The 24,094-nt window shown below is 60.3% G+C and carries 22 protein-coding genes and 1 pseudogene; 10 read left to right on the top strand and 13 right to left on the bottom strand.

Annotation, left to right across the window (positions count from 1 at the left end; translation table 11 throughout):
* Positions 1 to 4: 4 nt before the first annotated feature.
* From C5J26_RS15425 to C5J26_RS15445, 5 genes are read right to left on the bottom strand one after another with little or no spacing between them, the layout of a single operon-like run.
* On the bottom strand, positions 5 to 1,609 hold the full coding sequence (locus C5J26_RS15425) for a GMC oxidoreductase (RefSeq protein ID WP_105402554.1): 1,605 nt from the start codon (positions 1,607 to 1,609) through the stop codon (positions 5 to 7).
* Positions 1,609 to 2,061: a hypothetical protein gene (locus C5J26_RS15430; RefSeq protein ID WP_105402555.1), complete on the bottom strand. Its 453-nt coding sequence runs from the start codon at positions 2,059 to 2,061 to the stop codon at positions 1,609 to 1,611. The genes C5J26_RS15425 and C5J26_RS15430 overlap by 1 nt, the downstream gene beginning before the upstream one ends.
* On the bottom strand, positions 2,058 to 2,747 hold the full coding sequence (locus tag C5J26_RS15435; protein WP_105402556.1) for a phytochelatin synthase family protein: 690 nt from the start codon (positions 2,745 to 2,747) through the stop codon (positions 2,058 to 2,060). Before C5J26_RS15435 ends, C5J26_RS15430 begins: the two co-directional genes overlap by 4 nt.
* Positions 2,744 to 3,082, bottom strand: a complete 339-nt coding sequence (locus tag C5J26_RS15440; protein ID WP_105402557.1) for a c-type cytochrome — start codon at positions 3,080 to 3,082, stop codon at positions 2,744 to 2,746. Before C5J26_RS15440 ends, C5J26_RS15435 begins: the two co-directional genes overlap by 4 nt.
* Before the next feature lie 2 nt (positions 3,083 to 3,084).
* Positions 3,085 to 4,620, bottom strand: coding sequence for a multicopper oxidase family protein (locus tag C5J26_RS15445; RefSeq protein ID WP_172724475.1), 1,536 nt, complete (start codon positions 4,618 to 4,620; stop codon positions 3,085 to 3,087).
* 154 nt (positions 4,621 to 4,774) lie between these two features.
* Here C5J26_RS15445 and C5J26_RS15450 point away from each other — a divergent pair, with 154 nt between their 5' ends.
* Entirely contained in the window at positions 4,775 to 4,978 is a 204-nt protein-coding gene (locus C5J26_RS15450; protein WP_105402558.1) for a hypothetical protein, read from the top strand.
* A 107-nt stretch (positions 4,979 to 5,085) separates the two neighbouring features.
* Here the strand turns inward: C5J26_RS15450 and C5J26_RS15455 are convergent.
* A pseudogene (locus C5J26_RS15455) lies at positions 5,086 to 5,559 on the bottom strand (methyl-accepting chemotaxis protein); the annotation flags it as partial.
* An 867-nt stretch (positions 5,560 to 6,426) separates the two neighbouring features.
* Here C5J26_RS15455 and C5J26_RS15460 point away from each other — a divergent pair.
* From C5J26_RS15460 to C5J26_RS15500, 9 genes are all read left to right on the top strand, one after another.
* A complete protein-coding gene (locus C5J26_RS15460; protein ID WP_105402560.1) occupies positions 6,427 to 7,614 on the top strand; it encodes a lactonase family protein in 1,188 nt (395 codons plus the stop codon).
* Positions 7,615 to 7,842: 228 nt separating this feature from the next.
* Positions 7,843 to 8,976, top strand: coding sequence for a transporter substrate-binding domain-containing protein (locus tag C5J26_RS15465; RefSeq protein WP_105402561.1), 1,134 nt, complete (start codon positions 7,843 to 7,845; stop codon positions 8,974 to 8,976).
* 1 nt (position 8,977) lies between these two features.
* Positions 8,978 to 9,601 (top strand): ANTAR domain-containing response regulator, encoded by a 624-nt coding sequence (locus tag C5J26_RS15470; RefSeq protein ID WP_105402562.1) that lies wholly within the window; start codon positions 8,978 to 8,980, stop codon positions 9,599 to 9,601.
* A gap of 188 nt (positions 9,602 to 9,789) precedes the next feature.
* Positions 9,790 to 10,635, top strand: a complete 846-nt coding sequence (locus C5J26_RS15475) for a nitrilase family protein (RefSeq protein WP_105402563.1) — start codon at positions 9,790 to 9,792, stop codon at positions 10,633 to 10,635.
* Between the two features lie 29 nt (positions 10,636 to 10,664).
* Entirely contained in the window at positions 10,665 to 11,813 is a 1,149-nt protein-coding gene (locus C5J26_RS15480) for a substrate-binding protein (RefSeq protein ID WP_105402564.1), read from the top strand.
* A gap of 51 nt (positions 11,814 to 11,864) precedes the next feature.
* Complete coding sequence (locus C5J26_RS15485; RefSeq protein ID WP_105402565.1) at positions 11,865 to 12,698, top strand: branched-chain amino acid ABC transporter permease; 834 nt, start codon at positions 11,865 to 11,867, stop codon at positions 12,696 to 12,698.
* Positions 12,691 to 14,445, top strand: a complete 1,755-nt coding sequence (locus tag C5J26_RS15490) for an ATP-binding cassette domain-containing protein (RefSeq protein ID WP_245441182.1) — start codon at positions 12,691 to 12,693, stop codon at positions 14,443 to 14,445. Before C5J26_RS15485 ends, C5J26_RS15490 begins: the two co-directional genes overlap by 8 nt.
* Entirely contained in the window at positions 14,438 to 15,142 is a 705-nt protein-coding gene (locus C5J26_RS15495; protein WP_105402567.1) for an ABC transporter ATP-binding protein, read from the top strand. Before C5J26_RS15490 ends, C5J26_RS15495 begins: the two co-directional genes overlap by 8 nt.
* 13 nt (positions 15,143 to 15,155) lie before the next feature.
* Entirely contained in the window at positions 15,156 to 16,316 is a 1,161-nt protein-coding gene (locus tag C5J26_RS15500; protein ID WP_105402568.1) for an amidase family protein, read from the top strand.
* A gap of 113 nt (positions 16,317 to 16,429) precedes the next feature.
* Here C5J26_RS15500 and C5J26_RS15505 read toward each other — a convergent pair whose 3' ends face one another.
* The 7 genes from C5J26_RS15505 to C5J26_RS15535 all read right to left on the bottom strand — a co-directional run bounded on the left by C5J26_RS15505 (position 16,430) and on the right by C5J26_RS15535 (position 23,960).
* On the bottom strand, positions 16,430 to 17,389 hold the full coding sequence (locus C5J26_RS15505; protein WP_105402569.1) for a dihydrodipicolinate synthase family protein: 960 nt from the start codon (positions 17,387 to 17,389) through the stop codon (positions 16,430 to 16,432).
* An 86-nt stretch (positions 17,390 to 17,475) separates the two neighbouring features.
* Positions 17,476 to 18,252 (bottom strand): ABC transporter ATP-binding protein, encoded by a 777-nt coding sequence (locus C5J26_RS15510; protein WP_105402570.1) that lies wholly within the window; start codon positions 18,250 to 18,252, stop codon positions 17,476 to 17,478.
* A complete protein-coding gene (locus tag C5J26_RS15515) occupies positions 18,249 to 19,106 on the bottom strand; it encodes an ABC transporter ATP-binding protein (protein WP_105402571.1) in 858 nt (285 codons plus the stop codon). The genes C5J26_RS15510 and C5J26_RS15515 overlap by 4 nt, the downstream gene beginning before the upstream one ends.
* Complete coding sequence (locus C5J26_RS15520) at positions 19,103 to 20,035, bottom strand: ABC transporter permease (protein WP_105402572.1); 933 nt, start codon at positions 20,033 to 20,035, stop codon at positions 19,103 to 19,105. Before C5J26_RS15520 ends, C5J26_RS15515 begins: the two co-directional genes overlap by 4 nt.
* A gap of 5 nt (positions 20,036 to 20,040) precedes the next feature.
* The gene (locus tag C5J26_RS15525) at positions 20,041 to 21,069 is read right to left on the bottom strand and encodes an ABC transporter permease (RefSeq protein ID WP_371681925.1); all 1,029 of its coding nucleotides are present in this window, start codon (positions 21,067 to 21,069) and stop codon (positions 20,041 to 20,043) included.
* A 91-nt stretch (positions 21,070 to 21,160) separates the two neighbouring features.
* Entirely contained in the window at positions 21,161 to 22,744 is a 1,584-nt protein-coding gene (locus C5J26_RS15530; protein ID WP_245441191.1) for an ABC transporter substrate-binding protein, read from the bottom strand.
* 76 nt (positions 22,745 to 22,820) lie between these two features.
* Positions 22,821 to 23,960 (bottom strand): mandelate racemase/muconate lactonizing enzyme family protein, encoded by a 1,140-nt coding sequence (locus C5J26_RS15535; protein WP_105402575.1) that lies wholly within the window; start codon positions 23,958 to 23,960, stop codon positions 22,821 to 22,823.
* Positions 23,961 to 24,094: the final 134 nt, after the last annotated feature.

Here is a 24,094-nt window from a genome sequence, read left to right on the forward strand (position 1 = left end):
TCTCTCAGTTCTTGAGGTTCTGGATCATCCGGCCGGCGGCGCGGATCGCCAACGCGGCGATCGTCAGCGACGGTGCGTTGACGGGGGCGGTGACATGGGCGCTGGAGCCGAGGATGTAGAGATTGCGGTGATCATGGGCGACGAGGTCGGTGTCGACTACGGATGTCTTAGGGTCGTAGCCCATACGGGCGGTGCCGCCGATGATGGCGTTGGAAAGGTAGGGATCGTTGCTCTCAACGTCGGTCGCACCCATTGCCGAAAAAATCTGCCGGTTGATCTTCAGTGCCTTGGCGAGCCCCGCCTTGGTGTAGTCGTCCATCGTGAAGGTGACCTTGGGCTTCGGCACGCCGGAACTGTCCATCACATCGGCCAGCTCGACCCGGTTATTCCAATCCGGCAGGACTTCGGCGGACGAATTCAGGCGCAAATGGCGGGCGACCTGGCGGTTGATGCTGCGGGCCAGTTCTGCCCCGGTCATGCCTTGGGCGATCAGTTTCCTGGCGAGCCCCGTGGCATCCGAATTGCCCGCCCAACCGCTGTTCATGAAGGAGGTACCGGCGGCGGCATACTGGCTGCGGAACGCGCCGTCGCGCAGCTCCAGCAGCCCGCCGGTCTGCTGCGGACCGCGATAGGGATAGACCGGCTCGGGCATCATCGCCCAGGCGTCCTGATTGGCTTGGGTCAGCAGATAGCGGCCGACGGCGCCGGACGAATTGGCGACGCCATTTTGCGCACCCGCCTGCTTGGAATTCAGCAACAGCCGCGGATTTTCGATCGCGTGGCAGCAGAGCGCAAAGACGTCGCCTTCGACCCAGAATGTTTCGCCATCCGGCCGGCGGACCTTTACCCGTGTGACATTGCCGTCAGGGCCGAGTTCTATGTAGGTGGCCAGGGCGTCGGTGAGAAATTTTGCGCCCGCGGCCTCGGCCTTTTCGGCATGCACCGAGGCATCGTATTTGGCGCCGATCGGACAGATCGGCACGCAGGTATTGTTGCCGCAGCAGGCCGGGCGGTCGTCGAAAATCTCGGAATTGCGGGCATGGGAAAAGCGGCCGGCATGCAGGCCGAGCGTATCCAGCGCCTTGATCACCTGGTGGTCCATGTAGCTGTGCGGGATCGGCGGCATCTGGTACGGGGTGTCGCCGCGCGGCGCGCCCCAATTGAACGCCGGATCGCCGGCCACGCCCCAGCGCTTTTCCGCTTCCTCGTAGAAACCGACGAGCGACTCGTAGGTGATCGGCCAATCTTCGGCCAGCGCATAGTCGGTCTTCATCCGGAAGTCGGCCGGGCGAAGACGGTCGGCAAAGCCGGTCCAGTGCCAAGTGGTGCCGCCATAAAGCCTGAGATAGGCGCCGATGAACTTGTCGGCGCCGGCCTGGACGTAGAAATCGTCGTATCGGCCGTCTTCCGGATGGGGGGCGGAAGGCGCGCTCGGATAGGGCGACTGCGGACCCTTGACGGGATTTTCGTAAAACGTCTTGAGATTGCTGGAACGGTCGCGGCGCGGTCCGGCCTCCAGCACCAACACGTCGACGCCTTTGAGCGCAAGTGTATAGGCCAGATGCGAGCCGGCCATGCCGGAACCGATGACGACGACCGTGGCGCGCATCACATGGCTCCCGGAATAGGTGCGTTTTCCCAGTGGCCGAAGCCCGGGCCGCCGCAGGTGCCGGGGGCGGAAGCAAAGGTCACCGCTTTCCAGGACAGGCACCAGGGGTAATATTTGGCGCTGGTGACGCCGTCGCGGACGACTTCGCCGGTATAGAGAAAGGTGGCGACGAAGGCCGCCTGTGCCTGCAATGCCGGTTCGGCATCGGCGATGCGGTCCAGCAAGGGGCCGGTGTCGAGCGCCGTCACGAAGATGCGCTTGGCATCGGGACCATAAGCCAGCACGAATTCATACTCCGCCGCCTCGATCAGGTAAGGCGAGACATCGGTAACGCCGCCGATCTGGCGGGCGATGTCGGCAAAGGCCCAATCCCGATTGCCGAGCGCCCGTGCCTTTGCAGCACCGGGGACCAGCGGCAGGATGCCGAGGAACATGCGGCGGCTGAGCTTCATTTGCTGACCACCACGAAACCACGCATAGCGTTCGAGCCGGTATCGGTGGTGGCCATTCCCTTGTAGAGGTCGGCAATCGTCAGCCAAACCGGCGGATACTTGTACTTCGCCACGTCGAGCACCAGCACACGGTCGCTGTCGGCGTCATAGGCGGCGACAGGCGAGATGTGGCCGTCACCGTTCTGGCCGATCGGCCTGCGCGAATAGTTGATGACGAGACGCTTCGACGGGTCGGCCAGCACTGCCTTGACGGTGTCGCGCAGGGTGTTGGCGTCGAAAGTGTCGGCATGCTTGAATTCGGCGGTGGCGCCGAGATTGGTGAAGAACTGCGCCAGCTGGCTCAGCACCAGACCCTCGTGCTCCACCATCGGATAGGGTTTCACCTTCTCGTTCTCGGCGGTAAAAATGTTTTCCTGGGTGAAGAACGGCCAGGGATACAGCCGCTGGGACACCAGGCGCGGCCCGCCGAGGCTGTTCATCACCGCGGCGATGGTCGCCGGGCCGCAGAAGGTGAGGATGTGCTCGCTGTCGAGGGCGCTTGCCAGCGCGAAATACTGGGCTTCCAGTTCGGCGCCCTTGAACAGTTCGATGCCCTTGGCATCCGGCAGGTAGATCAACTCGTCGGCATTAGCTGTGAGCGGCGCCAGCAGGACGAGGCAGACGGAAGCTTTGAGAAGGCGGTTCATTTCTGATCTCCAAACCAGGCGGCCAGGGCGGCGATATCGTCGTCGCTGAGGCGTTTGGTAATTTCACGCATGACGATGGCCCGGCCGCCGCCGCGAAGGCCGCTGCGATAGGCGTTCAGGGTGTTTTGCAGGTAGACCGGCTGCTGGCCGGCGATGATCGGCACATCGGCAAGGCTCGGATGGCCCTCAGCGCCGTGGCAGGCGAAACACTGCGATGCCTTGTCCGGCGGCGAAGCCGGTGCCGCCAGTCCTTCGGCATGGGTGGCCGTTGCCATGCCCGCCAGTATCATCGCCAGCCCCAACCGATAGTTCGCCTTCGCCCCAAGCCGCTGCATGCTCAGTCCTCGATATTGATGTTGATCATCATGCCGGTGTCCTCGTGCGGCAGGATGTGGCAATGCATGACGTAGCGCCCGGAAAAATCGGTAAAGCGGGTGCGGAAGCGCAGCGTGCCGGCCGCCGGCACCGCGACGGTGTCGAGCCAGGGCTTGCGCGGATCAGGCACGCCGTTGACGTCGATCACCTGGAACGGATTGACGTGGATATGCAGCGGGTGCGGGTAGGGCGTAGTGTTGACCAGCGTCCATTCCTCGACCGCGCCGACTTTGGTGACGACGTCGTCGCGGCGAGGATCGAACGGTTGACCATTGATGGTGAACTCGGTGTCGTGGAAGAAGCCCTTGACATCGGAGACGCCGAGCACGAACTGCCGGTGGCCGGTGATCTCGCTATCGGCGATATCGGTGAGGATGCGGTTCTTCGGCAGCCGCCCGGTCGGAAGATCCCGGCCGAAGGGGATATGTTTGGCGACACGCGCGTCGTCGGCGGCAATTACGACGATTTCGGCCAGCATCATATCGGGCAGCGGTTGCTTTCCCTGGCTGAAGGCGGGGCGGCGCAGCTCGTAGGTGCCGACCTTCGGCGCCTTGACCAGGATATTGGCCCGGTTGCCCGGCGCCAGGTCGACATTGGTCACCAGATCGGGCTTGGGCAACGGATTGCCGTCGCGCCCGACTTCATAAAGCTCCAGCCCATCGGCGGTCAGCGGCAGGAACTGGGCGTCGCCGGCATGCAGGACACGCCAATGCTGGACTTCACCCTCGCGCATGTAGATGCGCGGGCGGTAGCTGCCGTTGATCAGGAAATTGCGCTCGGCATCCAGTGCCCAGATCGGCTCTTCGCTGGTCAAAAGGTCTTCCAGCCCCGGCACCGGCGCCTGGATGACCATCACCCGTTCGACCATTGCGGCAATTTCAGGGACCGTGTCGAGCGTCCCGCCAATGATGGCCATACCAGCGGCACCCGACGCCACCTGGGCTGCGACCGAACCATGGCGATGAGGGTGGTACCAGTAATTGCCGGCCGGATGATCGTGTGGGATCTTGACGACATAGTTGAAGCGCTGGCCCGGATCGATGTTCAGATAGACGTTGTCGCTGTTGCCGCGCGGGCTGACATGGAAGCCGTGGTAGTGGACATTGGTGGTGTTGAAGCGGTTCGGCGTGTTGGTGACCATCTGGTCTGTATCGGAATTGGCCGGCATGCGGTTTTCGAAGGCGACCTCCAGGGTGTCGCCCGGCATCAGCCGCAGGGTCGGCGCCGGCAGGCGGCCGTTGAAGATTCTAAGCTTCGCCGGGCCCGAGGGCAGATTGACCTCGGTGATGTCCATGTGGAGTTTCGCCTTGAGGCGCCCGCTCTGGCTGCGGATCTCCGAAGGATTGATCAGATCGTCGGCAATGCCCAGCGGCGAGGCTTCCGGATAGGTCTCGACGGCACCGGCCAGCCTGCCGCCCAGAAGCGCGCTAGCGGCGCCGCCAATCAAGGTTGCCGCGACGGAACGTTGCAGAAAATTGCGCCGTGAAAATATCTGCATGAAAAGCCCCCTTCAGAAGGCTTTCAAGAGCGGCGCGAGACCTTAATTTTACGCTAATTCGGCGCGCAAGCAGTAGCTTTTCTGTGACTTTTCTGGGCGGCAGTCATCCACTAGACCTGGACAAGGCTTTATAGGCGACGACGAAGTCGCTCAGATGCTGGCGAAGCTGATCATCGCGTCCTTAATAATAGCCTTTGATGGTTGCATCTTTGATCGTTCGGTTCATTCGCTTGAGCTGATCGTTGGTCCGGGAGTGTCTGGGCTTGGTCGTCCCGTGTTCAATACCGTTTTTTGCGCAGGTATCTTCGAAGGCGTGAGCGCGGAATATCTCGTCATTCGCAATCTCTCGCAATCCTAAGCGACGGCAATGATCCCCTGCCGGCAATGTGACGAAGTCACGGGTCGCAAGTTCGGATCTCTTCAAGAGCACCACCGTTAAATTATACGCCAGGCAAAGCTGGGACATTACCGTCGCGCCGACGCACGCTGAACGGTTGGGCCAGCGGCAGGTTGAGCTATCGCGATCGCCGTCGGGCGAACTCTGGACTGGTCGGGAACGGCATCGGCGAGCTTGAACTGCCTGACGAGCTCGCGGAGTTTCTGGGCTTCCTGAGCCCGTGAGGCGGAGGCGGCCGTGATTGCTCCACCATGGCCGCATTCCGCTGCGTGGTCTGGTCCATTTGATTGATTGCAACGTTGACTTCGCTCAGGCCGACCGACTGCTTCTTCGGAAGAGGTTGCGATTGCATCCATATGCTGGTTGATCTGGGTGATTAAGCTGACGATGGCCTTGAGAGCCTGGCCTGTATCCCGCACAAGCTTAACTCCACTCTCCACCTCCTTGGAGGAGTTCTGGATGAGGCCCTTGATCTCCTTGGCCGCGCTGGCCGAACGCTGTGCAAGTTCTCGCACCTCCTGAGCAACGACTGCGAAGCCCTTAACTTCAGCGACAATGATGGCGTCTTCTTCCACCATGTCACCGCCGTCCCACAGGGCTTCTGCAGGGGCGTTACGGTATAAGGTGAGACCGCCAAAGCGTGGTGTCAGGTCCTCGCGCACTTGGTTGATGCGCGCATGAGACGTACCGTCGCCGGTGTTCACGCGCCTGCCTCGTGCCCTGCCAAAACCGACAACTCATATTATCGATTGGTTCCACATTTCATGCGGGTCCAGCCCAAGCAGCAGATCGCGGACTGCATGGTGCGATCCGGTCTCTCCAAAAGACTTTGTGGCAGAATCTTACGTTAAATGCAAAACAATCTTCTCCTAAAGATACCGTTTCGACGTAGAACAGGTCATACGATGATTACGCTATTTTTGCGCGATCTACAGTGTATAAAGTATGATGTCTGACGCTGTGAACCGCGTCTTCTGACGGGACGTGAACCTCAATATTGCTCGAAGCGCAAGCCGGGTTTGCATGCCTTCGACAGAAACCGGCTCTTTCCTCGGGGTCGTTTGATGACGTTCCGCCGAAAGAGCGCAAATTTGAAATTTCTTTATAAACCCGGGGGTAAGTAAACTATTTGCTTAGTTTGGGGTGCTTCGGGCTCGATATGGCGTCTCCGGATTATCGTGGGTTTCGTAGGGGAAGAAAGCGCTGGGTTACAGTAGCACGTCGAGAAAAGAGTACGGGTGGAATTCAAACCTCAAAAATTATCGCAACTCGACAATCCACAAAGGAGGTATTATCTCTTTACCAGAATTGGGAGGAAAAGCATGTATGTAGGGAAGCAGCAGGCTAATTATCGAAAATACCTGAACCCCGCCGTAGGTGGAGCACTTGGAACACGGAGACTTATGCAAATGCAGAAGGTTATATTAGTGGCTGCAACCTGCCTGACAGTCGCGGGTGCCATGTTTACGACGACAACGCCATCGCTGGCCAAAACAATGGTTTACGTATCCGCTGCAACGGACGGTGAGATCAACACCTATAGTATGGACGATAAAACAGGAGCTTTGACGCCAGCGGGCAACGTCAAGGCTGGCAACTCCGTGATGCCGATGACAGTCAGCCCTGATGGAACGCATCTTTATGCGGTCATCCGGTCGCAGCCTTATCGCGTATTGTCCTATGAAATTGATCCCAACACGGGCGGACTGACGGAAAAGGCAGTGGCGGCATTACCGGATAGCATGCCTTATGTTTCGGCCGAAAAATCCGGCCGACTTTTGTTCTTCGCGTCCTATGGCGGCAACAAAATTGCATCATTGCCGGTGGGAGCTGATGGTCTGGTTAAAGACGGTGCCAAGCAGGTTGTCTTGACAGGGCGAAATGCCCACTCAATCGCCAGCGACAAAACCGGAAAATACGTTTTCGTGTCGAACCTCGGTTCCGATGTGGTTCTGCAATATACTCTGAATTCCGAAACCGGCCTGCTGGAACCCAACGCTCCGGCGAGCGTCTCAACAATGGCAGGACAGGGTCCACGTCACATCGTGATCTCGCCAGACAACAAGTCGGTCTATATCGTCACTGAACTCAGCGGTGAAGTCATTCACTATGCGCTGGATGCCGCCAAGGGAACTTTGACGGAAAAAGACGTCGTGGCCGTTTTGGCACCAGATGCCGGCCTTGAAAAGGGCGTCGCGCCAGCCGCACCGGCTGCGTTCAATGTGCCACAGAAACCAGCGGCGGCACCTGCAACTGCCCCTGCCGTAGCGCCGCCAGCAAAGATTTGGGCTGCTGATATCGGCATCACGCCCGATGGAAAGTTCCTCTACGCGTCGGAGCGTTCAACCAGCACGATTGCAATCTTTGCAGTGGCTTCCGATACCGGTGCGCTGGCCCGTGTTGGCTTCGTTGAGACCGAAAAGCAGCCGCGTGGCTTTCGCATCGATCCGACAGGCCGGTTCCTGATCGCGTCTGGGGAGAAGTCGGAGCAGCTTTCCGTTTACGGCATTGACCAGAAAGATGGATCGCTGAAAAGGGTTGGTCGTTACCCAGTTGGCAAGGGCGCAAATTGGATCGAGATCGTCGATCTGCAATGACATAAAACGCAGCTAGTCTCATAGTGAGACTAGCTGCCTTCACTTTAAAATCGCATACGAGTGATGAAAAGACACTGTCGGCTGACACATGTGTGTCTGATTGCCAAGGTGTGGTTGCCCGTGCCGCTTGCGGGATCCCATGAAAAAGCACTAAGGGTATGGAAATCGAAAGCGCAGACCTGAGGTCTTCACCGCTTCCGAACCTCCAGCACGTCGGAAAAGGCAAAGATGACAAGCTCGGAATGGCGGGTGGGAGTGCTGTTTTCCAGAAGCGGAATTAGCGAAATTACGGAAACCGAGCACTTTCTTGGCACCGCACTTGCAATCGAGGAAGTCAACGCAGCGGGCGGCGTGCTTGGCAAGCCCATCGTTCCGATTGCCTATGATCCGGGCGGAGATCAAACCGCCTATCGCAATCTGGCACGGCGCCTTTTGGCGGACGACGACGTCAACATCATTTTCGGCGCGTCGATGTCGGCCAGCCGAAAGGCAGTGCTTCCCATAGTCGAGCGGCACAACGGACTGCTGTTTTATCCGTCGATGTACGAGGGCTTCGAATATTCGGAAAACGTAGTCTATACCGGCGCCACCCTCAATCAGAACACTTTCGCCCTCGCGGAATACCTTCTTCGCCACCACGGGCGCCGGATCTTCTTCGTTGGCGCGGATTATATTTATCCGCGCGAATCCAATCGGGTCATGCGGGATGTGGTAGAGGCCAAGGGCGGTGAAGTCGTCAGCGAGCGATATCTACCTCTTCATGCCGACGAACAGGTCTTGCGTTCGGTTATCTCTGATATCGTCCGTCTTCAGCCCGATGCCATCTTCTCGACCATCATCGGCCGGCCGGCGCAGCGTTTCTATCGCATGTATGCCGAGGCCGGGATCGATCGAACGCGGGTTCCGATTGCGAGCCTGACGATGGCCGAGAGCGAGATTCGCGCAATCGGAGCCGACGCCTGCACCGGCCATATCCTTTCGGCGACTTATTTCCAGACGGTCGAGAACGAGGCGAACGAGCGCTTCGTGGGGGCTTTCAAAGCCCGTTTCGGCGAGGAGTACACCACGAGCGTATGGTCGCAACCGGCCTATGCACAGGTTCACCTCTTCGCCCGCGCGCTTGCCCGTGCCGGCTCGCTCGAGACCCATCGCATTTCCGAAGAAATTCTCCTGGAAGATTTTCTTGCTCCGGAAGGTCGGATCAATTTCGACGCCGATACCCGTCATCTCTGGCTGCATCCCCGCATCGGTGTGGCACGCGCCGACGGCTTGTTCGACATTGCTTGGCAGGCGCCCGGACCCATCCGACCGGATCCCTACCTGACGGCCTCGCGGTTCGAAGACGTTTGGCTGGAGGCCTGAGATGGCGGGACCGAGCAGGATCGTTCAGGATCTGCGGCGCGCGCGCGTTCTAGTTGTCCATCCGCGCGACGAAGACGGAAACGTTCTGATCGCCCACCTCAAGCGCCTTGGCTGCGAGGTTCGGGCGACCTGGCCCCTTCCACCTTCGTTGCCTCCGGACGTCGACACCGTCTTCCTGCATGTCGAGGATATGCATGTCGAGCACGCGCTTGAGATCATCGATCTTCAGCAGACGGCGATCATCGCCATCGTCACGTATGAGAGCCCGACAGCACTTCAGGCGATCATCGATCTTAACGCCCACGGCGTGATCAGCAAGCCGTTGCGGCCGCTCGGCATCCTGACGCAATTTACGCTTGCACGTTATAGGCAGAGCTACGAGAAACGGCTCGCCGGCAAGGTTCAGAAACTCGAGGAAACATTGAAGGGTCGCCGGTTGGTCGACAAAGCCGTTTCGGCGCTACGGGTCATGAATGGTCTCGATGAGGAGGCGGCCTATAGGCTCTTGCGTGATCAGGCAACGTCGAAGCGCGTTCCGATGGCAACGGTCGCCGAATCGATCATTGCCGCACAAGAGACTATGAAAAGCCTCGGACTTTCCGTCGGCGCAAAAGTTCAACCTTAAGTAGGCGGAGCCAAATGCCCTGACAATGCCTGCTGAACCGGCTTGACGGTCCCGTCCTTTCGTGCAAGCCTAAGGGTAACGAGCAGGTTTGCTCAGCGGCAGGGCTGCCGCATTCACATCATGGCTATGTAGCCTCTGGTTCACGGATTGAATTCCGTGCCAGAGGTTTTTTGCGTTTGGAGACAAGATTGAGCGTCAAGGCCTCAACCACACGGACGGTAATCGTCGCAACCGTCCAATTCGAGCCGATCATCGGTGATCGCGCCGGTAATCTTGCGACCATTGATCGGCTGGTAAGGGCGGCAAAGACCAGGGGCGCGGAGATCGTCGTGCTGCCGGAACTGGCCGACAGCGGATATAACTTCCTTGATGGCGATGAGGTTGCGGCATTGGCCGGCGCGGTGCCCGATGGCCCGAGTGCCGAGACGTTCTGCCGCCTTGGCCGAGAACTTGCCCTTTACATCGTCAGCGGCATAGCCGAGCAGGATGGCGATCGGTTCTACAACAGTGCGCTTCTCTGCGGACCCCAGGGGTATATCGGCAAGTACCGCAAGCTTCATCTTTGGAATAACGAAAACCGTCTGTTCAGAAAAGGCGATCTCGGGCTGCCGGTATTCGATCTGCCCTTCGGCCGTATCGGCATCGCTATCTGCTACGACGGCTGGTTTCCGGAAACATTTCGTCGGTTGGCGCTGGCCGGCGCCGAACTGGTCTGTGTACCCACCAACTGGGTACCGATGGCCGGTGCGGAAAGCGCTGCCGAGCCGATGGCAAATATCCTCCACAAGGCGGCTGCCCACACCAACGGTCTTTACATTGCTTGCGCCGACCGGATCGGCATCGAGCGCGGTCAGTCCTTCATCGGCCGCAGCCTTATCGTCGGCCCGCAGGGCTGGCCCGTATCCGGTCCTGCAAGTGCAGACCGCGAGGAAATCCTCCTTGCGCCAGTCGATCTGTCGAGCGTGACGGAAACCCGCACACTCAACAGCTTCAATAATCTGCTCGGCGACCGCCGGGCCGATGTCTACGGGTAACAACAACCCACTTAAGAAAGGGGAACAAAATGCAAATGAAAACCGTGATCCTTACACTCGCAACCTCCGCATTCGCCACCGCAGCTTTCGCCGAGGCTCCGATCAAGATCGGCGTGCCGGTGGGATTGTCTGGCGCAAACAGCGTGGTCGCGCCGTCTGTCGTCCAAGCCGCAGAGCTCGCCGTCGAAGAGATCAATGCCAAAGGCGGCGTGCTCGGGCGGCCTCTACAGCTGGAGATCGCGGACGACGCATCAGGGGCGGCCGGAGCGCAAAAGGCCTTCGATTCGCTGGTTTTCCATAAAGAGGTGAACGTCGTCATCTCCATGGAGACGAGTGCCGCGCGCAATGCTGGCCTGCCAATCATTTCCAAGGGCGACGTGCCGTACATCTACACGTCCTTCTATGAAGGCAAATCCTGCAATGCCAATCTTTTCGTCGATGCCTGGGTTCCAGAACAGCAGGTGCCGCCTGTCGTCGACAATTTCATCATCAAACAGGGCGCAAAGAAGTTCTTCCTGATCGGTTCGGATTATGCCTTCGGACGCGGCATGCTGTCCTTCGCCAAGGGCTATATCAAAAAAGCCGGCGCCCAGATTGTTGGCGAGGAGTATCTGCCCATGGACGGCAGCGACTGGACGGCCATCATCTCCAAGGTCCGTTCCTCCGGCGCCGACGCCATCATCACCTCGACGGCCGGCGGCGCACCGAACGTGACCCTGACCAAGCAGTTGCGCTCCTCTGGCGTTACCCTGCCTTACGGCAATCTCGCGGTCGACGAAGGTACTGCCAAGAGCATGGGTGCCGACGCCAAGGACATCTTCCTCTCCGCATCCTACGTCACCGGAATCGACAGCCCGGAAAACAAGGCCTTCCTCTCGGCGATGGGAAAGAAGTTCGGCAAGGATTTGCGCACGCCGAACGATCTTTCCGTGCCGCAGTATGAAGCGATCTACCTTTACAAGGCAGCCGTCGAGAAGGCGGGCAGCACGGATACGGCGGGCGTGCTCAAAGCTCTTCCTGACGTATCCTTCACCGGTCCGCGCGGCAAGATCTCCATGAACAAGCAGCATCACGCCCCCCTGACGATGTATCTTGGCCAGGTAAAGGGCGACGGAAGCGTGGCCGTTGTCGATAGCTTCAAGGACGTCGATCCCGGCAATCAGTGCCCGAACCTCTGAAACCAGCGTGGCGGGGCAGGGCGCCCCGCCTCCATCATCGGAGTTCTAGAAATGACGCTCTTTCTCGATGTCGTCAGCACCGCGGCCATTCTCTTCATCGTTGCCGCCGGGCTGCTTGCGATCTTCGGCGTGCTGAAGATCATTAATTTCGCGCATGGCGCATGGCTGACCATTGGGGCCTACTGCGCTGTCGTCGTCAGCGGGTTCGGCCTCAATCCATGGCTTGCCATTCCCTTTGCCTTCCTGATCGGCGCGATCCTCGGTGGTGTGGCGGAACGGTTCATCGTGCGACCTCTCTATCGCCGGCCGCTCGATGCCATTCTTGCAACCTGGGGCCTTGGTATCGTCATCGGCCAGTTGATCACGCTCTGGTTTGGCCGCGACGTGCAGTTCACGCCGGCGCTGCTGCCCGGCACCTTCGATCTCTTTGGCGCCGGCTATTCGGCCTACCGTCTTTTCGCCATTGTCGCGGCCATCGCTCTGGGGCTCGGTTTCACCTTGCTGCTCGATGGGACACGGCTTGGTCTTTCCGCCCGGGCGGTCATCATGAATGAAACGCTGGCGCGGGGTCTCGGTATCGATACCGAAAAGGTGCGGCTCACGACCTTCATGATTGGCACCGGCCTTGCGGCCCTTGCCGGCGTGTTGCTCGCGCCGCTGACCAGCGTCGATCCCAATATGGGCGTCGCTTGGCTGACAGGCGCCTTCATGCTGGTGATGGTCGCAGGCTCTTCTTTCGGTGCGCTTGCTGTCGCCTGCCTCATCTTCGGGGCCGCCCAGGTGCTCGTCAGCATCTATTTCAGTCCAATCCTCGGCGGCATCACCGTAGCCGTCCTTTGCGCAATCACACTGCGCATACGTCCGAAGGGATTTGCCCGTGCGTGACAGACAAAAACTCCGGCTCGTCCTTCTTGTGGCGCTGGCGCTCACAGCTCTCCTGTTGATCGTCTTCGGACCGATGTTTCTCGGCCGCTTCAGCCTCAACGTCCTGACGCGTTCGATGATCTACGCGATGCTGGCGATCACCGTCGATTTGCTGTGGGGCTACACGGGTGTTCTCACCTTCGGACAGGCGGCATTCTTTGGCGTGGGCGCCTATGCCACCGCCATGGTCCTCACCCATATCGGCGCAAGCCCGGCGCTTTTCGTCGTTGCCCTTGTCGCTTCCGTGCTGGTTCCGCTCATGCTTGGGCTAGCGGTCGGCTGGCTGTCGTTCTATCACGGCTCGACACCGCTCTATGCCACCGTGATCTCGCTCGTGGTGCCGATCGTCGTCACGCAGCTCGTCTTTTCCGGCGGCACCTGGACCGGTTCCTCGGGTGGCCTCGTCGGTTACGAAACCCTCCCGCTCGGGCTTCCCGGCTATTTCCGCCTGTCGGGGGCGTGCCTGCTGGCCTTGGCCGTTCTTGCCATCGTCTTTGTCCGGTCGGACGCCGGCCGTCTGCTCGTCGCAATCCGCGACAACGAAGCCCGCGTGGCTTATCTCGGCATGAACCCCGCCCGGCTGAAGATCGTCCTGACGGGCGTTCTGGCTGGCGTATGCGGCCTGGCGGGCTTCCTCTTTGCCAATGCATCCGGTGTCGTCGCCCCTGAAAACGCCGGCTTCGTATTCGGAACCGAGCTCGTCGTGTGGACGGCGCTCGGTGGCCGGGGAACGATTGTCGGACCCTTGTTCGGCGCAATCGGCATCGATTATCTGAGCGCCAGTCTTTCGGGCGATCTGCCCTTCCTGTGGCAACTGATCGTCGGTGCGCTCTTCGTTGCCATGATCATCCTCTTGCCGGGCGGCCTCGCCTCCCTGGTGACGCGATTCCTGAAGTCGGCGAACTCCAGCAGCACTCTGAAGTCCTTGCCGACGCGCATCGTCAAGGATGGTGCGTTGGCAAGCAAGAGCCTCCTGTCGATCCGCGGTCTCGGCAAGTCCTATGGCAGCTTCGCCGTCCTCAAGGGTATCGACCTTGAAATCGGCGCCGGAGAACTCGTCAGCCTGGTCGGCCCCAATGGCGCCGGCAAGACCACGCTGATGCGCTGTCTCTCGGACGGCACCCAGCAGATCGAAGGTCAAGTGGATATCATCGGCACGAATATTGCCGGTCGTGCACCTGAGCGGATCGTCGCCCTCGGTGTCGGCCGCAAATTCCAGGTTGCCAGCATCTTCGACAGCATGACCATCGGCGAATGCCTGAAGATGGCACGGTTCAGCCGCGAGAGACCCAACCCAATGCGGTCGCTTGGCGAGATCATGCTGCCGGCAGCGGCAGCCGAGATCCTGACGCTCACCGGCATGGCGGATATGCTGGACAAGCCGGTGTCGCGGCTGTCGCATGGTCAAAGGCAGGCTCTCGAACTCGCGATGGTCGTCGCTCTGGAACCGCGCATCATTCTTCTCGACGAGCCGACTGCGGGTCTTACCAAGACCGAGCGCATGACCATCGGGACCATTCTCAAGAAGCTGACGGACGAAATGGGTTTCGCCGCCATTCTGGTCGAACACGATCTGGATTTCGTGCGCGACATATCGAGCCGCATCGTGGTTCTCCATCAGGGCAAGCTCGTGCTCGACGGCACGGTGAATGACGTGGTCAACTCCGAAACGGTTCGCACCATCTACGCAGGAGGCGTCCATGGCTGATACGTTCAAACTCAAGCTCAGCGGCGTGTCGAGCGGATATGGCGCAGTCGATGTGGTCAATGGCGTGTCGCTCGCCATCCGGCCGGGCGAGATCTTCGCGCTCATGGGCAAGAACGGCATGGGCAAGACAACACTGTTGAAGACGATCCTTGGCTTCCTGCGTGGCAAAGGCACGATCGAGGTCGACGGTGCCGTCATCGCCGACAGAAAACCCGCGGAGCTGATCGCTTCTGGAATCGGCTATGCCCCTCAGGAATTGCCGTTGTTTCAGGATCTCTCGATCCGCGACAATCTGCGCCTCGCGCTCAAGGGCGATCGGGATCTGGCATCCGCACTGGAACGGGTCTACGGTTATTTCCCTTTCCTGAAGGACCGGCTGGCACAGAAGGCCGGCACGCTATCGGGCGGGGAGCAGAAAATGCTGATCCTCGCGCGAGCGCTGATGCTGCGGCCAAAATTGCTGCTGATCGACGAAATCTCCGAAGGCCTGCAGCCCTCCGTCGTTCAGAATATCGCCAAAGCATTGAGAGACGAACGGGAAAAGCGCGGCACGACCATTCTGCTCGTCGAACAGAACCTGGATTTCGCCCTTTCGGTGGCCGACCGCTGGGCCATTCTCAAACTCGGGGCGATCGAAGACGAAAGCCCCAATGGGCCAGATAGCCGCAGCCGTGTGCTGCAACATCTGAAGATCTAGGGAGCCGGGGCGAGTGCGAGACCCATGGAACGCTTTCATGCCCTATCCGGATGCGGATGTCGGGCACGCGGCCATCGGTCCGCTTTCCGGCCTTCGACTGGCCGTCAAGGACCTTTTCGACGTTGCCGGCTATCCGACCGCGGCCGGCAATGCCGCGGTGCTCGCTGCCTCCGGCATCAAGACATCGACGGCGCCTTTGGTCCAGACGCTGCTCGATACCGGCGCCTGCTTCGTCGGCAAAACCAATACGGATGAGCTCGCCTATTCCCTGATCGGCGGCGACATCCATTTCGGTATGCCGATCAATCCGCGCGATCCCGACCTCATTCCCGGCGGCTCGTCGTCGGGCTCAGCCGTCGCGGTTGCCGCTGGCCTCGCGGATGTCGGGCTTGGAACAGACACGTCCGGTTCCATCCGGTTGCCCGCCGCCGTCAACGGCCTTATCGGCTGGCGGCCAACACATGGAGGCCTGAACAACAGGGCGCTGCGTCCGTTGGCGCCAAACTTTGATGTGCCGGGCTTCATGACGAGAAGCCTGGAACCAATGGCCGCGGTGATGAGCGCCGTCGGCATGCACGCGGCAAGTGACCGACCACAATCTATTCTTATTCCCGAGGATATCTTCGCAACCATTGACGACGCGGTCGCCGACCAGATGATTGCCAGCCTTCGATCAGCGGGCATACCTGTTCGCGAAGTCGGCGCGATCAGTTGGTTGAACTTGGATGAGCTTGCTTGGGCGTTCACGACCATCCTCCAAAGAGAAGCCTGGGAAAGCAACAGATCGCTTCTCGAGCGAAGCATGCATGCTATCGCGCCCGACATTGCTGCGCGGCTCCTGTCAGGATCACGGCTGAGCGAGGAGGAGGTGCTCGAGGCGCGTCGGATTCGAGAGCAATTTTCCAAGGAGATTGATCGACTTTTTGGCGAGGATGTCCTCGTCGCTCTTCCGACATTGGCCGCGAAACCGCCAAGGCGCGACGCCGCACCGCGATGTCTCGCAGCGTTTCGCTCCGCCTGCATCAAACTTCTGTGTCTCTCCGGACTTAGCGGTTGCCCGCAATTGGCACTTCCTATTGCCCGACCCGGCGGGAACATCTCATTATCATTGCTTGGCAAAAGGGGCGCGGACAGGATGCTACTGGATGTGGCGAAGCTACTGCGTGTTGAGTGAGAAGGGAACTCGCCGTTTGATATTAAGGTATGTCTGTTCTCTAACTTGCGGGTCTTTGGTTCGAATCCGATCAAGGCGATCGTGTCGCTGCCCGCGCAGGTGATGCCGGAACCTTAGGCCCGCTCAACCTGCTTCTCGACCTGACCGGATTGATATGCCCGATCCGCCGCCAGCAGTTTCTGCGAGGCTTCCGTTATGGCAGAGAGCACCTTGGCATCGGTGATATTCTCCAGGAACGGCAGCATCGGGCCGGTATCCGCAATGCCGGCGGTCGCGACCGCTTCATGCAGGACGCGGAGCGGCGATATGCCGTCGCGCAGGTCTTCCAGCCCCATGAAGAAGGCCCGCAGCCGTTCCGCCTCGGCGACGTTGCCGGCCTTCAGTGCTTTCAGGATACCGGTGGACATGGCGGGTGCGACGCAGACGGAGCCGGACGTGAAGCCCTGCAGACCGAAATCCATCAGGTGGCTGATCGCCGGCCGCTCGCCGATGCCGGAGATGATGATCTTGCGATCGACCTTCTGGACGAGTTCGGAGAGGTAGGCATCTTCCTTCGGGTTCTGCCGGACGACTGCGTATTTGATCGTGCAGATCGCCCCATCCGCAACGACGGCCGCGAGATCGGCCGCCGAAATGTAGCCGAGCGATTTCACATAGGCGATGATCGGCCGCCCGTAGGCGTCCGCGATGCGGCGAAGGCCCGTTGCGACGCCGGCCGAAGTCACCGGGAAATTCAGGGGCAAGACCATCGCAGTCGGCAGGTCGTAGTCCTTGAGAATTGCGATCTGGTCCAGCGACTTGCCATAGTCCGGACCGACCGAAGGGATAAGCCAGGTGCCGGAGGGGGCGATCTCCTTCAGCAGGTCGACCATCTCCGCGAATTCGCGGACGGAGATGTTGTAGAGGTTGGCGTTGCCGCCATAAAGCGCGGTGGTCACGCCGCCTTGCGCCAGATGCGCCAGGATCTGGCGGTTGCCTTCGCGGTCGAGCGTGTAGTCGGCCTTGCGTGCCAGGGGCGGCACGGAGAGGACCGATTTCGCAAGCATTTCGGGTGTCACGGAAAAATTGGGCATGGCTTCAGGCTCCCGGTTCAGGGGTAAGTGGAAAAGCATTGAGGAACGGTCTTGCCCAGCGTCCAGGCGCTGGACGACCGTTGGAATCAGGCCGAGTTCATGACCTCGACCGGGCGCATTTCCTGCTTGCCGTAAGCGCGGCTGGCGGAAAGAAGCCGTTGGGAATAGGGGTGCTGGACATGGCCCGAGCGGATCTGCTCGATGCCGGTTTCCTCGACGATCTCGCCGCCGTTCATGATCGCGACGCGGCTGCAGAGATGCGCAATGACGGCCATGTCGTGGCTCACCAGCAGGTAGGTCAACCCGCGTTCCTTCTGCAGGTCGGCGAGCAGGTTGAGGATTTCCGCCTGCACGGAAACGTCGAGCGCCGAGGTCGGCTCGTCGAGCAACAGGACAGGCGGGTCGAGGATCAATGCGCGGGCGATCGCGACGCGCTGCCGCTGGCCGCCGGAAAGCTGATGTGGGAACCGATAGCCGAGGCCGGGATCGAGACCGACTGCTTTCAGCACGTCGGAAACAGCGTTTTCCTTGATCGGCAGGTGCTGATTGCGCAGTGGTTCGATCAACTGCGAACGAACCGTCTTGCGCGGATGCAGCGAGCCGTAGGGGTCCTGGAAGACCATCTGGACGTCGCGGAAGAAGGCTTTGCTCCGTTCCGGCTCCAGCGGCTTGCCATCCAGCGAAATCCGTCCGCCGTAATTGCGGTTGAGGCCGGAAATCGCGCGGAGCACGGTGGATTTGCCGCAGCCGGATTCGCCGACGAGGCCGAAGGATTTCCCGCGTTCGATGGTGAAGCTGATGCCCTTCACGACGAGCGGCGTGCGCGGGCCGAACCGGACGGTGAGGTTTTCGACGTCGATCATGACGGCACTCCGATTGTGGGTTGCGTCAACCAGGACGGATCCCGCGTCAGCGTCGGCAGGCGTGCCGGCGGGTTTTCAATGGACGGCAGCGAGGCGAGCAATCCTTGGGTATAGGGGTGCTGGGCATTGTCGAGTTCGGACGCCTTCAGCACTTCGACGACGCGTCCCGCATACATGATCAGCACCCGGTCGCAGAATTTACGGATCAGGTTCAAATCGTGGCTGATGAAGATCAGGCCGAGGTTGCGCCTGGCGATCAGTTCGTCGAGCAGCGCCAGAACGTCGAGCCGCACGGTAACGTCGAGCGCCGACGTGGGTTCGTCGGCGATCAGTACTTCTGGCTCGGCGATCAGCATCATGGCGATCATGATGCGCTGGCCCATGCCGCCGGAGACTTCGTGCGGATAGAGCCGGAAGACGCGCTGCGGATCGCGGATCTTTACCGCTTCCAGCATTTCCAGCACCTTCTTCTCAGCGGCCTTCCTGCCGGCTTTCGGATAATGCAGCCGATAGGTCTCGGCGATCTGCTCGCCGACGCGCATGACCGGGTTTAGCGAATATTTCGGGTCCTGCAGGATGAGGCCGATCTGCTTGCCGCGGATATCCATCATCTGCTTTTCACTGGCGGCCAGAATATCGGCGCCTTTGAACGTCATCCGGTCGGCGGTGACCTTTGCGGTCGGCGGCAGGAGCCGCATGATGGCCCGGCCGACAGTCGATTTGCCAGAGCCGGATTCGCCGACGATGCCGAGCTTTTCGCGGCCAAGTTGGAAGCTCACGCCGCGCACAGCCTTCACGAAGCCGTGGGCGAAGGAGATTTCCATATTTCTGACATCGATGAGCGGTTCGGTCATTCGCCACCTCTTGGGTCGAGTACGTCGCGCAGGGCATCGCCGACGAGATTGAAGGCAAGGCTGACGACTGCGATTGCAATGCCGGGCGCGGCGATAACCCAGGGGCTGTCGAGCATGAACTCGCGGCCGGTGGCGGCCATCGCGCCCCATTCCGGCCATGGCGGCTGGGCGCCAAGGCCGAGGAAGCCGAGGCCGGCGGCGGTCAGGATAATGCCGGCCATGTTGAGCGTCACGCGGACGATGACCGAGGGTACGCACATCGGCAGGATATGGCGCATGATCACGGCGGCCGAGGATGCGCCTTGCAGCCGCACCGCGGCGATATAGTCCATTTGCCTGAGGCTCAGCGTTTCGGCGCGGGCGAGGCGGGCGATGGGCGGCCAGGCAGTCAGCGAGATCGCGATGATTGCGTTGGTGATGCCGGGACCGAGAGCTGCCGCAAAGCCGAGCGCCAATACGAGACCGGGGAAGGAGAGGAAGATATCCGTGATGCGCATCAGCACCTCATCGACAATGCCGCCGAAATAACCGGAGCAGGTGCCGATCAAGAGCCCGATCGGTGCGACGATGATCGTCACGAGGATGATGATGTCGAGCGTCGTGCGTGCGCCGTAAATGATGCGGGCGAAGACGTCGCGACCGAAATTGTCGGTTCCGAGAATGTGGTCCCAAGAGGGGGGCGACAGGCGGATCGCCATGTTCTGAGCGATCGGATCGTATTGCGTCAGAATAGGGGCGGCGGCGGCGGTTATGATGAGGATCAGGATAACCACTAGGCCGACGACGCCGAGCGGATGTTCACGGAATTTCAGCCAGCCCTGGTAGAATTGCTGCACAGACGCATGCAGCGTACCCTTGGGTTCAGGGGCGAGAAGCCAGCCGCGAATGCCGGGAGGCGTGGGGCGAGATTGGGAAATGGGTATCGCCATATCTATCACCGTGTTCTCGGGTCGAGGATGCGGTAGAGCACATCCGACGTGATGTTGATGATCAGGAAGACGATCCCGATGGTGAGAACCGCGCCCATGACGACATTCATGTCGTTCATCTGCAGGCCGCGGGTGAGATACTGGCCGAGCCCCGGCCAGGCGAAGACGGTCTCGATCAGCACCGCGCCCTCAAGCAGACCGCCGAGTGTCAGCGCTATGATGGTCAGGAGCTGGACGCGGATGTTGCGGAAGGCGTGGCGCCAGATCACCTGGCGGGAGGCCAGCCCCTTGGCGCGCGCCGTGATGATATATTCCTGGCTGAGCTGCTCCACCATGAAGCTGCGCGACATGCGGCTGATATAGGCGACGGAATAATAGCCAAGGATCGAGCCGGGCAGGATGATGTGGCCGAGCGCATTCTGGAAGACATCCCAGTTGGCTTCCATGGCGGAATCGAGCAGCAGGAAGCCTGTCACCGGCGTGACGATGCCTTCGTAATAGACATCGACGCGCCCCGATGCGCCGACCCATTGCAGCTTGGCATAGAAGATAAAGAGCGCCATCAGACCCATCCAGAAGGTCGGGATCGAATGGCCTGCAAGACCGACGATACGGGCGACATGGTCGATCGGCTTGCCGCGATGAACCGCAGCCGTGATGCCAAGTGGCACGCCAACGATGGTGCCGACGATCATCGCCACCAGGGTCAGTTCGATCGTTGCCGGAAAGATCGACAGCAGGTCGGTGACGATGGGCTGGCCGGTGATCGCGGAGACGCCGAGATCGCCGGTCAGCACTCTTTTCACATAGCTGAGGAACTGTATGTAGACGGGCTGGTCGAGGCCGAGTTGCTTGAAAACCCGGTCATAGACTTCCTTGCTGACCTCGGGTCCGGTGATCGCCAGAACCGGATCGGCCGGCAGCAGGCGTCCCATCGAGAAGGTCAGGAAGAGCAGCCCCAGCAGGGTCGTCACCACAGCGACGACGCGACCGATGAAGCGACGGACGGCAAGCTTGATGCCATCATCCGGCATGTCATCGACCGGGCAATCGGTGGCGGGATCAGTCGTGGTCGGTACGGGCGAGTTGTCTCGTGTCGTCATGTCCACGCTGGCCACGTCAATCCTACTCCTTGGTTTTCGTCACGTCGTGCCAACGGGTCGACCAGGTCGTATGTCCCTGATAACCCTTGACATTGGCGCGCATGACATAGGGGTCAGTGCGTTGGAAGAAGACGATCAGCGGCGGGTTCATGCCCTTGTAGATCTCATCGATCTTCTTGAACATTTCCGTGCGCTTGGTCGTATCGCGTTCCTTCATCGACTGATCGACAAGGGTGTTCAGCTCCGGAACCTGCATGGCGGTGCGCCACAGATAATAGCTGCCGAGACGGGCCTCGTCGCGATTGTCTGGGTTGTAGGCATATTGGGTGGCGACCGCGAACGGATCGGGCAGGCGGGCACCAGAATTGCCGAGCAGGATTTCGTATTTGCGCTCGCGGAAGGCTGGTGTGTATTCGCCGGGCACAAGGTTAAGGTCGAAGCCGGCCGCACGGGCGCTTGCCTGCAGGGCTTCGGTGAACGGCAACGTTGCGGCACCCGATGGGTTCAGCACCTTCTTGAGGCCATTTGGATATCCGGCCTGCGCCAGCAAGGCCTTGGCCTTGGCCGGGTCGTAGTCATAACGGGATGTATTGTCAGCCGGCGCACCGATCATGCCCTTCGGCACGACGGACTGCCACGGAAAGCCGGTATAGCGCATGATATTGCCGGAGATCGCCTTCCAGTCGAAAGCATGCTGGAATGCTTGGCGGACCAGGGGCTTCTGCAGATCGGGGTCTTTCTGGTTCAGTGCGATATAATAGAAGCCGAGACCTGGCACGTTGTCGATCACCATTTTCTTGTCGTTCGCCAGCGCATCCAGGTCGCCGCTTGCGAGATACTGGCCGACATCCACGTCGCCGGCCTGCAGCTGAAGACGCAGGTTGCCGGATTCGGGGATATGCCGGGTGATGACGCGGGCCATGGCCGGGACACCGCCCCAGTATTTCTTGTTGGCTTCGAAGACTGCGATGTCGTTCGGACGCCATTGCGAAAGCGTGAAAGGACCGCTGCCGGCCGAGTTGGCGGCAAGCCAGGCAGCGCCGAAATCGCCGTTCGCCTCATGCGACATGGCGGTCTTCTTGTCGATGATGCCAAGCGAAGAGCTGGCGAGCGAATAAAGCACGAGATCGGTGCTGACCTGGATCGGCAGCTCGATTTCGAGCGTCTGCGCATCCTTGGCCCGCACCAGCTTTTCGACATTGTCGGCCGTAAAGCCCCAGAGCGCGATATCGGTCGAGCCGACCTGACCACGCTTGATGACGCGCTGGATCGACCAGGCGGCATCTTCGGCGGTCACCGGATTGCCGCTCTGGAATGTAGCGTCGCTGCGCAGCGTGATGGTGATCAGCTTGCCGTCGGCCGAGGCGCTCCACTTGGTCGCGAGCATCGGCTGCAGCTTTTGCAGGTCGTTCTGCGGCAGCCGGACGAGGTTGTCGTAGATATTGGAAATGAGCTCCGAAACCGTGCGGGCATTGTTGTCTGCAGGGTCCAGAGTGCGGATGCCGGTCAGGTTCGTGCCGATCACCAGCATGTTCGGCGGCGATGCGGCGAGCGCTGCGCCCTGCGGGACCGTCAGCGCTGCAGCAACTAGAAATGTCGCCGCCATAAGATGTTTCATCATGTTCAACCTCCCAATTGAAATCTTCGAGCTCTTCAGTTCGTTCTGCTTGCCGTCTTCCGTCTCACGGATAACCGAACGCGCCGTCCGGCTTGACCGGCAGCTTGCGTTCCCAATGCACGTAGCCATCCTTTGCCAGCACCTGTTCGTCGATCTCGACGCCCCAGCCGGGACGGTCGGGGCGGAGCTGCAGGTATCCGTCCTCCGGCAGGTAGGGGTCCTTGACGTAGGGCGCGTCGAGCGGCAGCCGGTATTCGAGGATCTTGAAGTTCGGGGTAGCTGCGGAGAAATGCAGGTTGACGGCGGTCGCTAGCGGTCCCATCGGGTTATGCGGTGCGATCGGCACATAATGCGCTTCCGCAATCGCCGCGATCTTGCGCATTTCGAGAAGCCCGCCGACGACGCAGATATCGGGCTGGGCGATATCGCAGCCACGTGCCGAGAGGAGGTTCAGGAATTCGTAGCGGTTATAGAGGCTTTCGCCGGTAGCCAGCGGGCAGTTAAGCTTCGCCTTCATCTCTGCCCAGGCAGGGATGTGCTCCGGTCGGATAGGCTCCTCGAAGAACATCGGATCGTAAGGGGCCAGAGCATTGCCGAGCTGGATTGCCTGCCAGGGATCGTAGATCTTGGCATGTGCATCGAAAGCGAAGTCGTAATGGGATGGCGCCCGCTCGCGGATGGTGCGGAAGAATTCCGCACCCGTTCGGATCACCTCGCCCCAGCGCTCCTTGTGAAAATCCACGCGATAGGGATGCATCTTGAATGCCGCGAGGCCGTACTTCTCGTTATGACCGGCGATCACATCGAGGAATCCCTCGGCATCCTTGTAATTATGCACGCCGAGATAGACGCGCACCTTGTCGCGGACCGCGCCGCCGATCAGCTGATAGACCGGCAGATCCACCGCCTTGGCGGAAATATCCCAGAGGCAATGGTCTATCGCCGAAAACGCCGCCAGATGCATCGCGCCGCCCGGAAAGCGCGCCTGCTGCTGCATCTTCAGCATCAGGAATTCGATCCGTCGCGGATCCTCGCCTTTGATCTGTTCATAGAAATATTCGAGGATGTGCGGCAATGCCTTGTCGGGACCGTGGTTGTAGCACTCGCCCCAGCCGGTGATGCCTTCGTCCGTGTCGATTGCCACGATCACACGGGGGCGCTTGTCGTCGTGGCTCATAAAGCTTCGAAGGCCGGTAATGCGCATGGTCGCAATGTTCCTCTGTCGAAAAAGGCATAAATGAGCCAGCCGACGCGCTGGCGTGCCGGGCTTGAAGAAATGTACTGTCTGTCGACCGATGCCTGACGCGGGCAAAAACTCCCTGTTGCCGAAGCTTCGTG

The organism is Neorhizobium sp. T7_12, assembly GCF_002968535.1.
Classification (GTDB): Bacteria; Pseudomonadota; Alphaproteobacteria; order Rhizobiales; family Rhizobiaceae; genus Neorhizobium; species Neorhizobium tomejilense.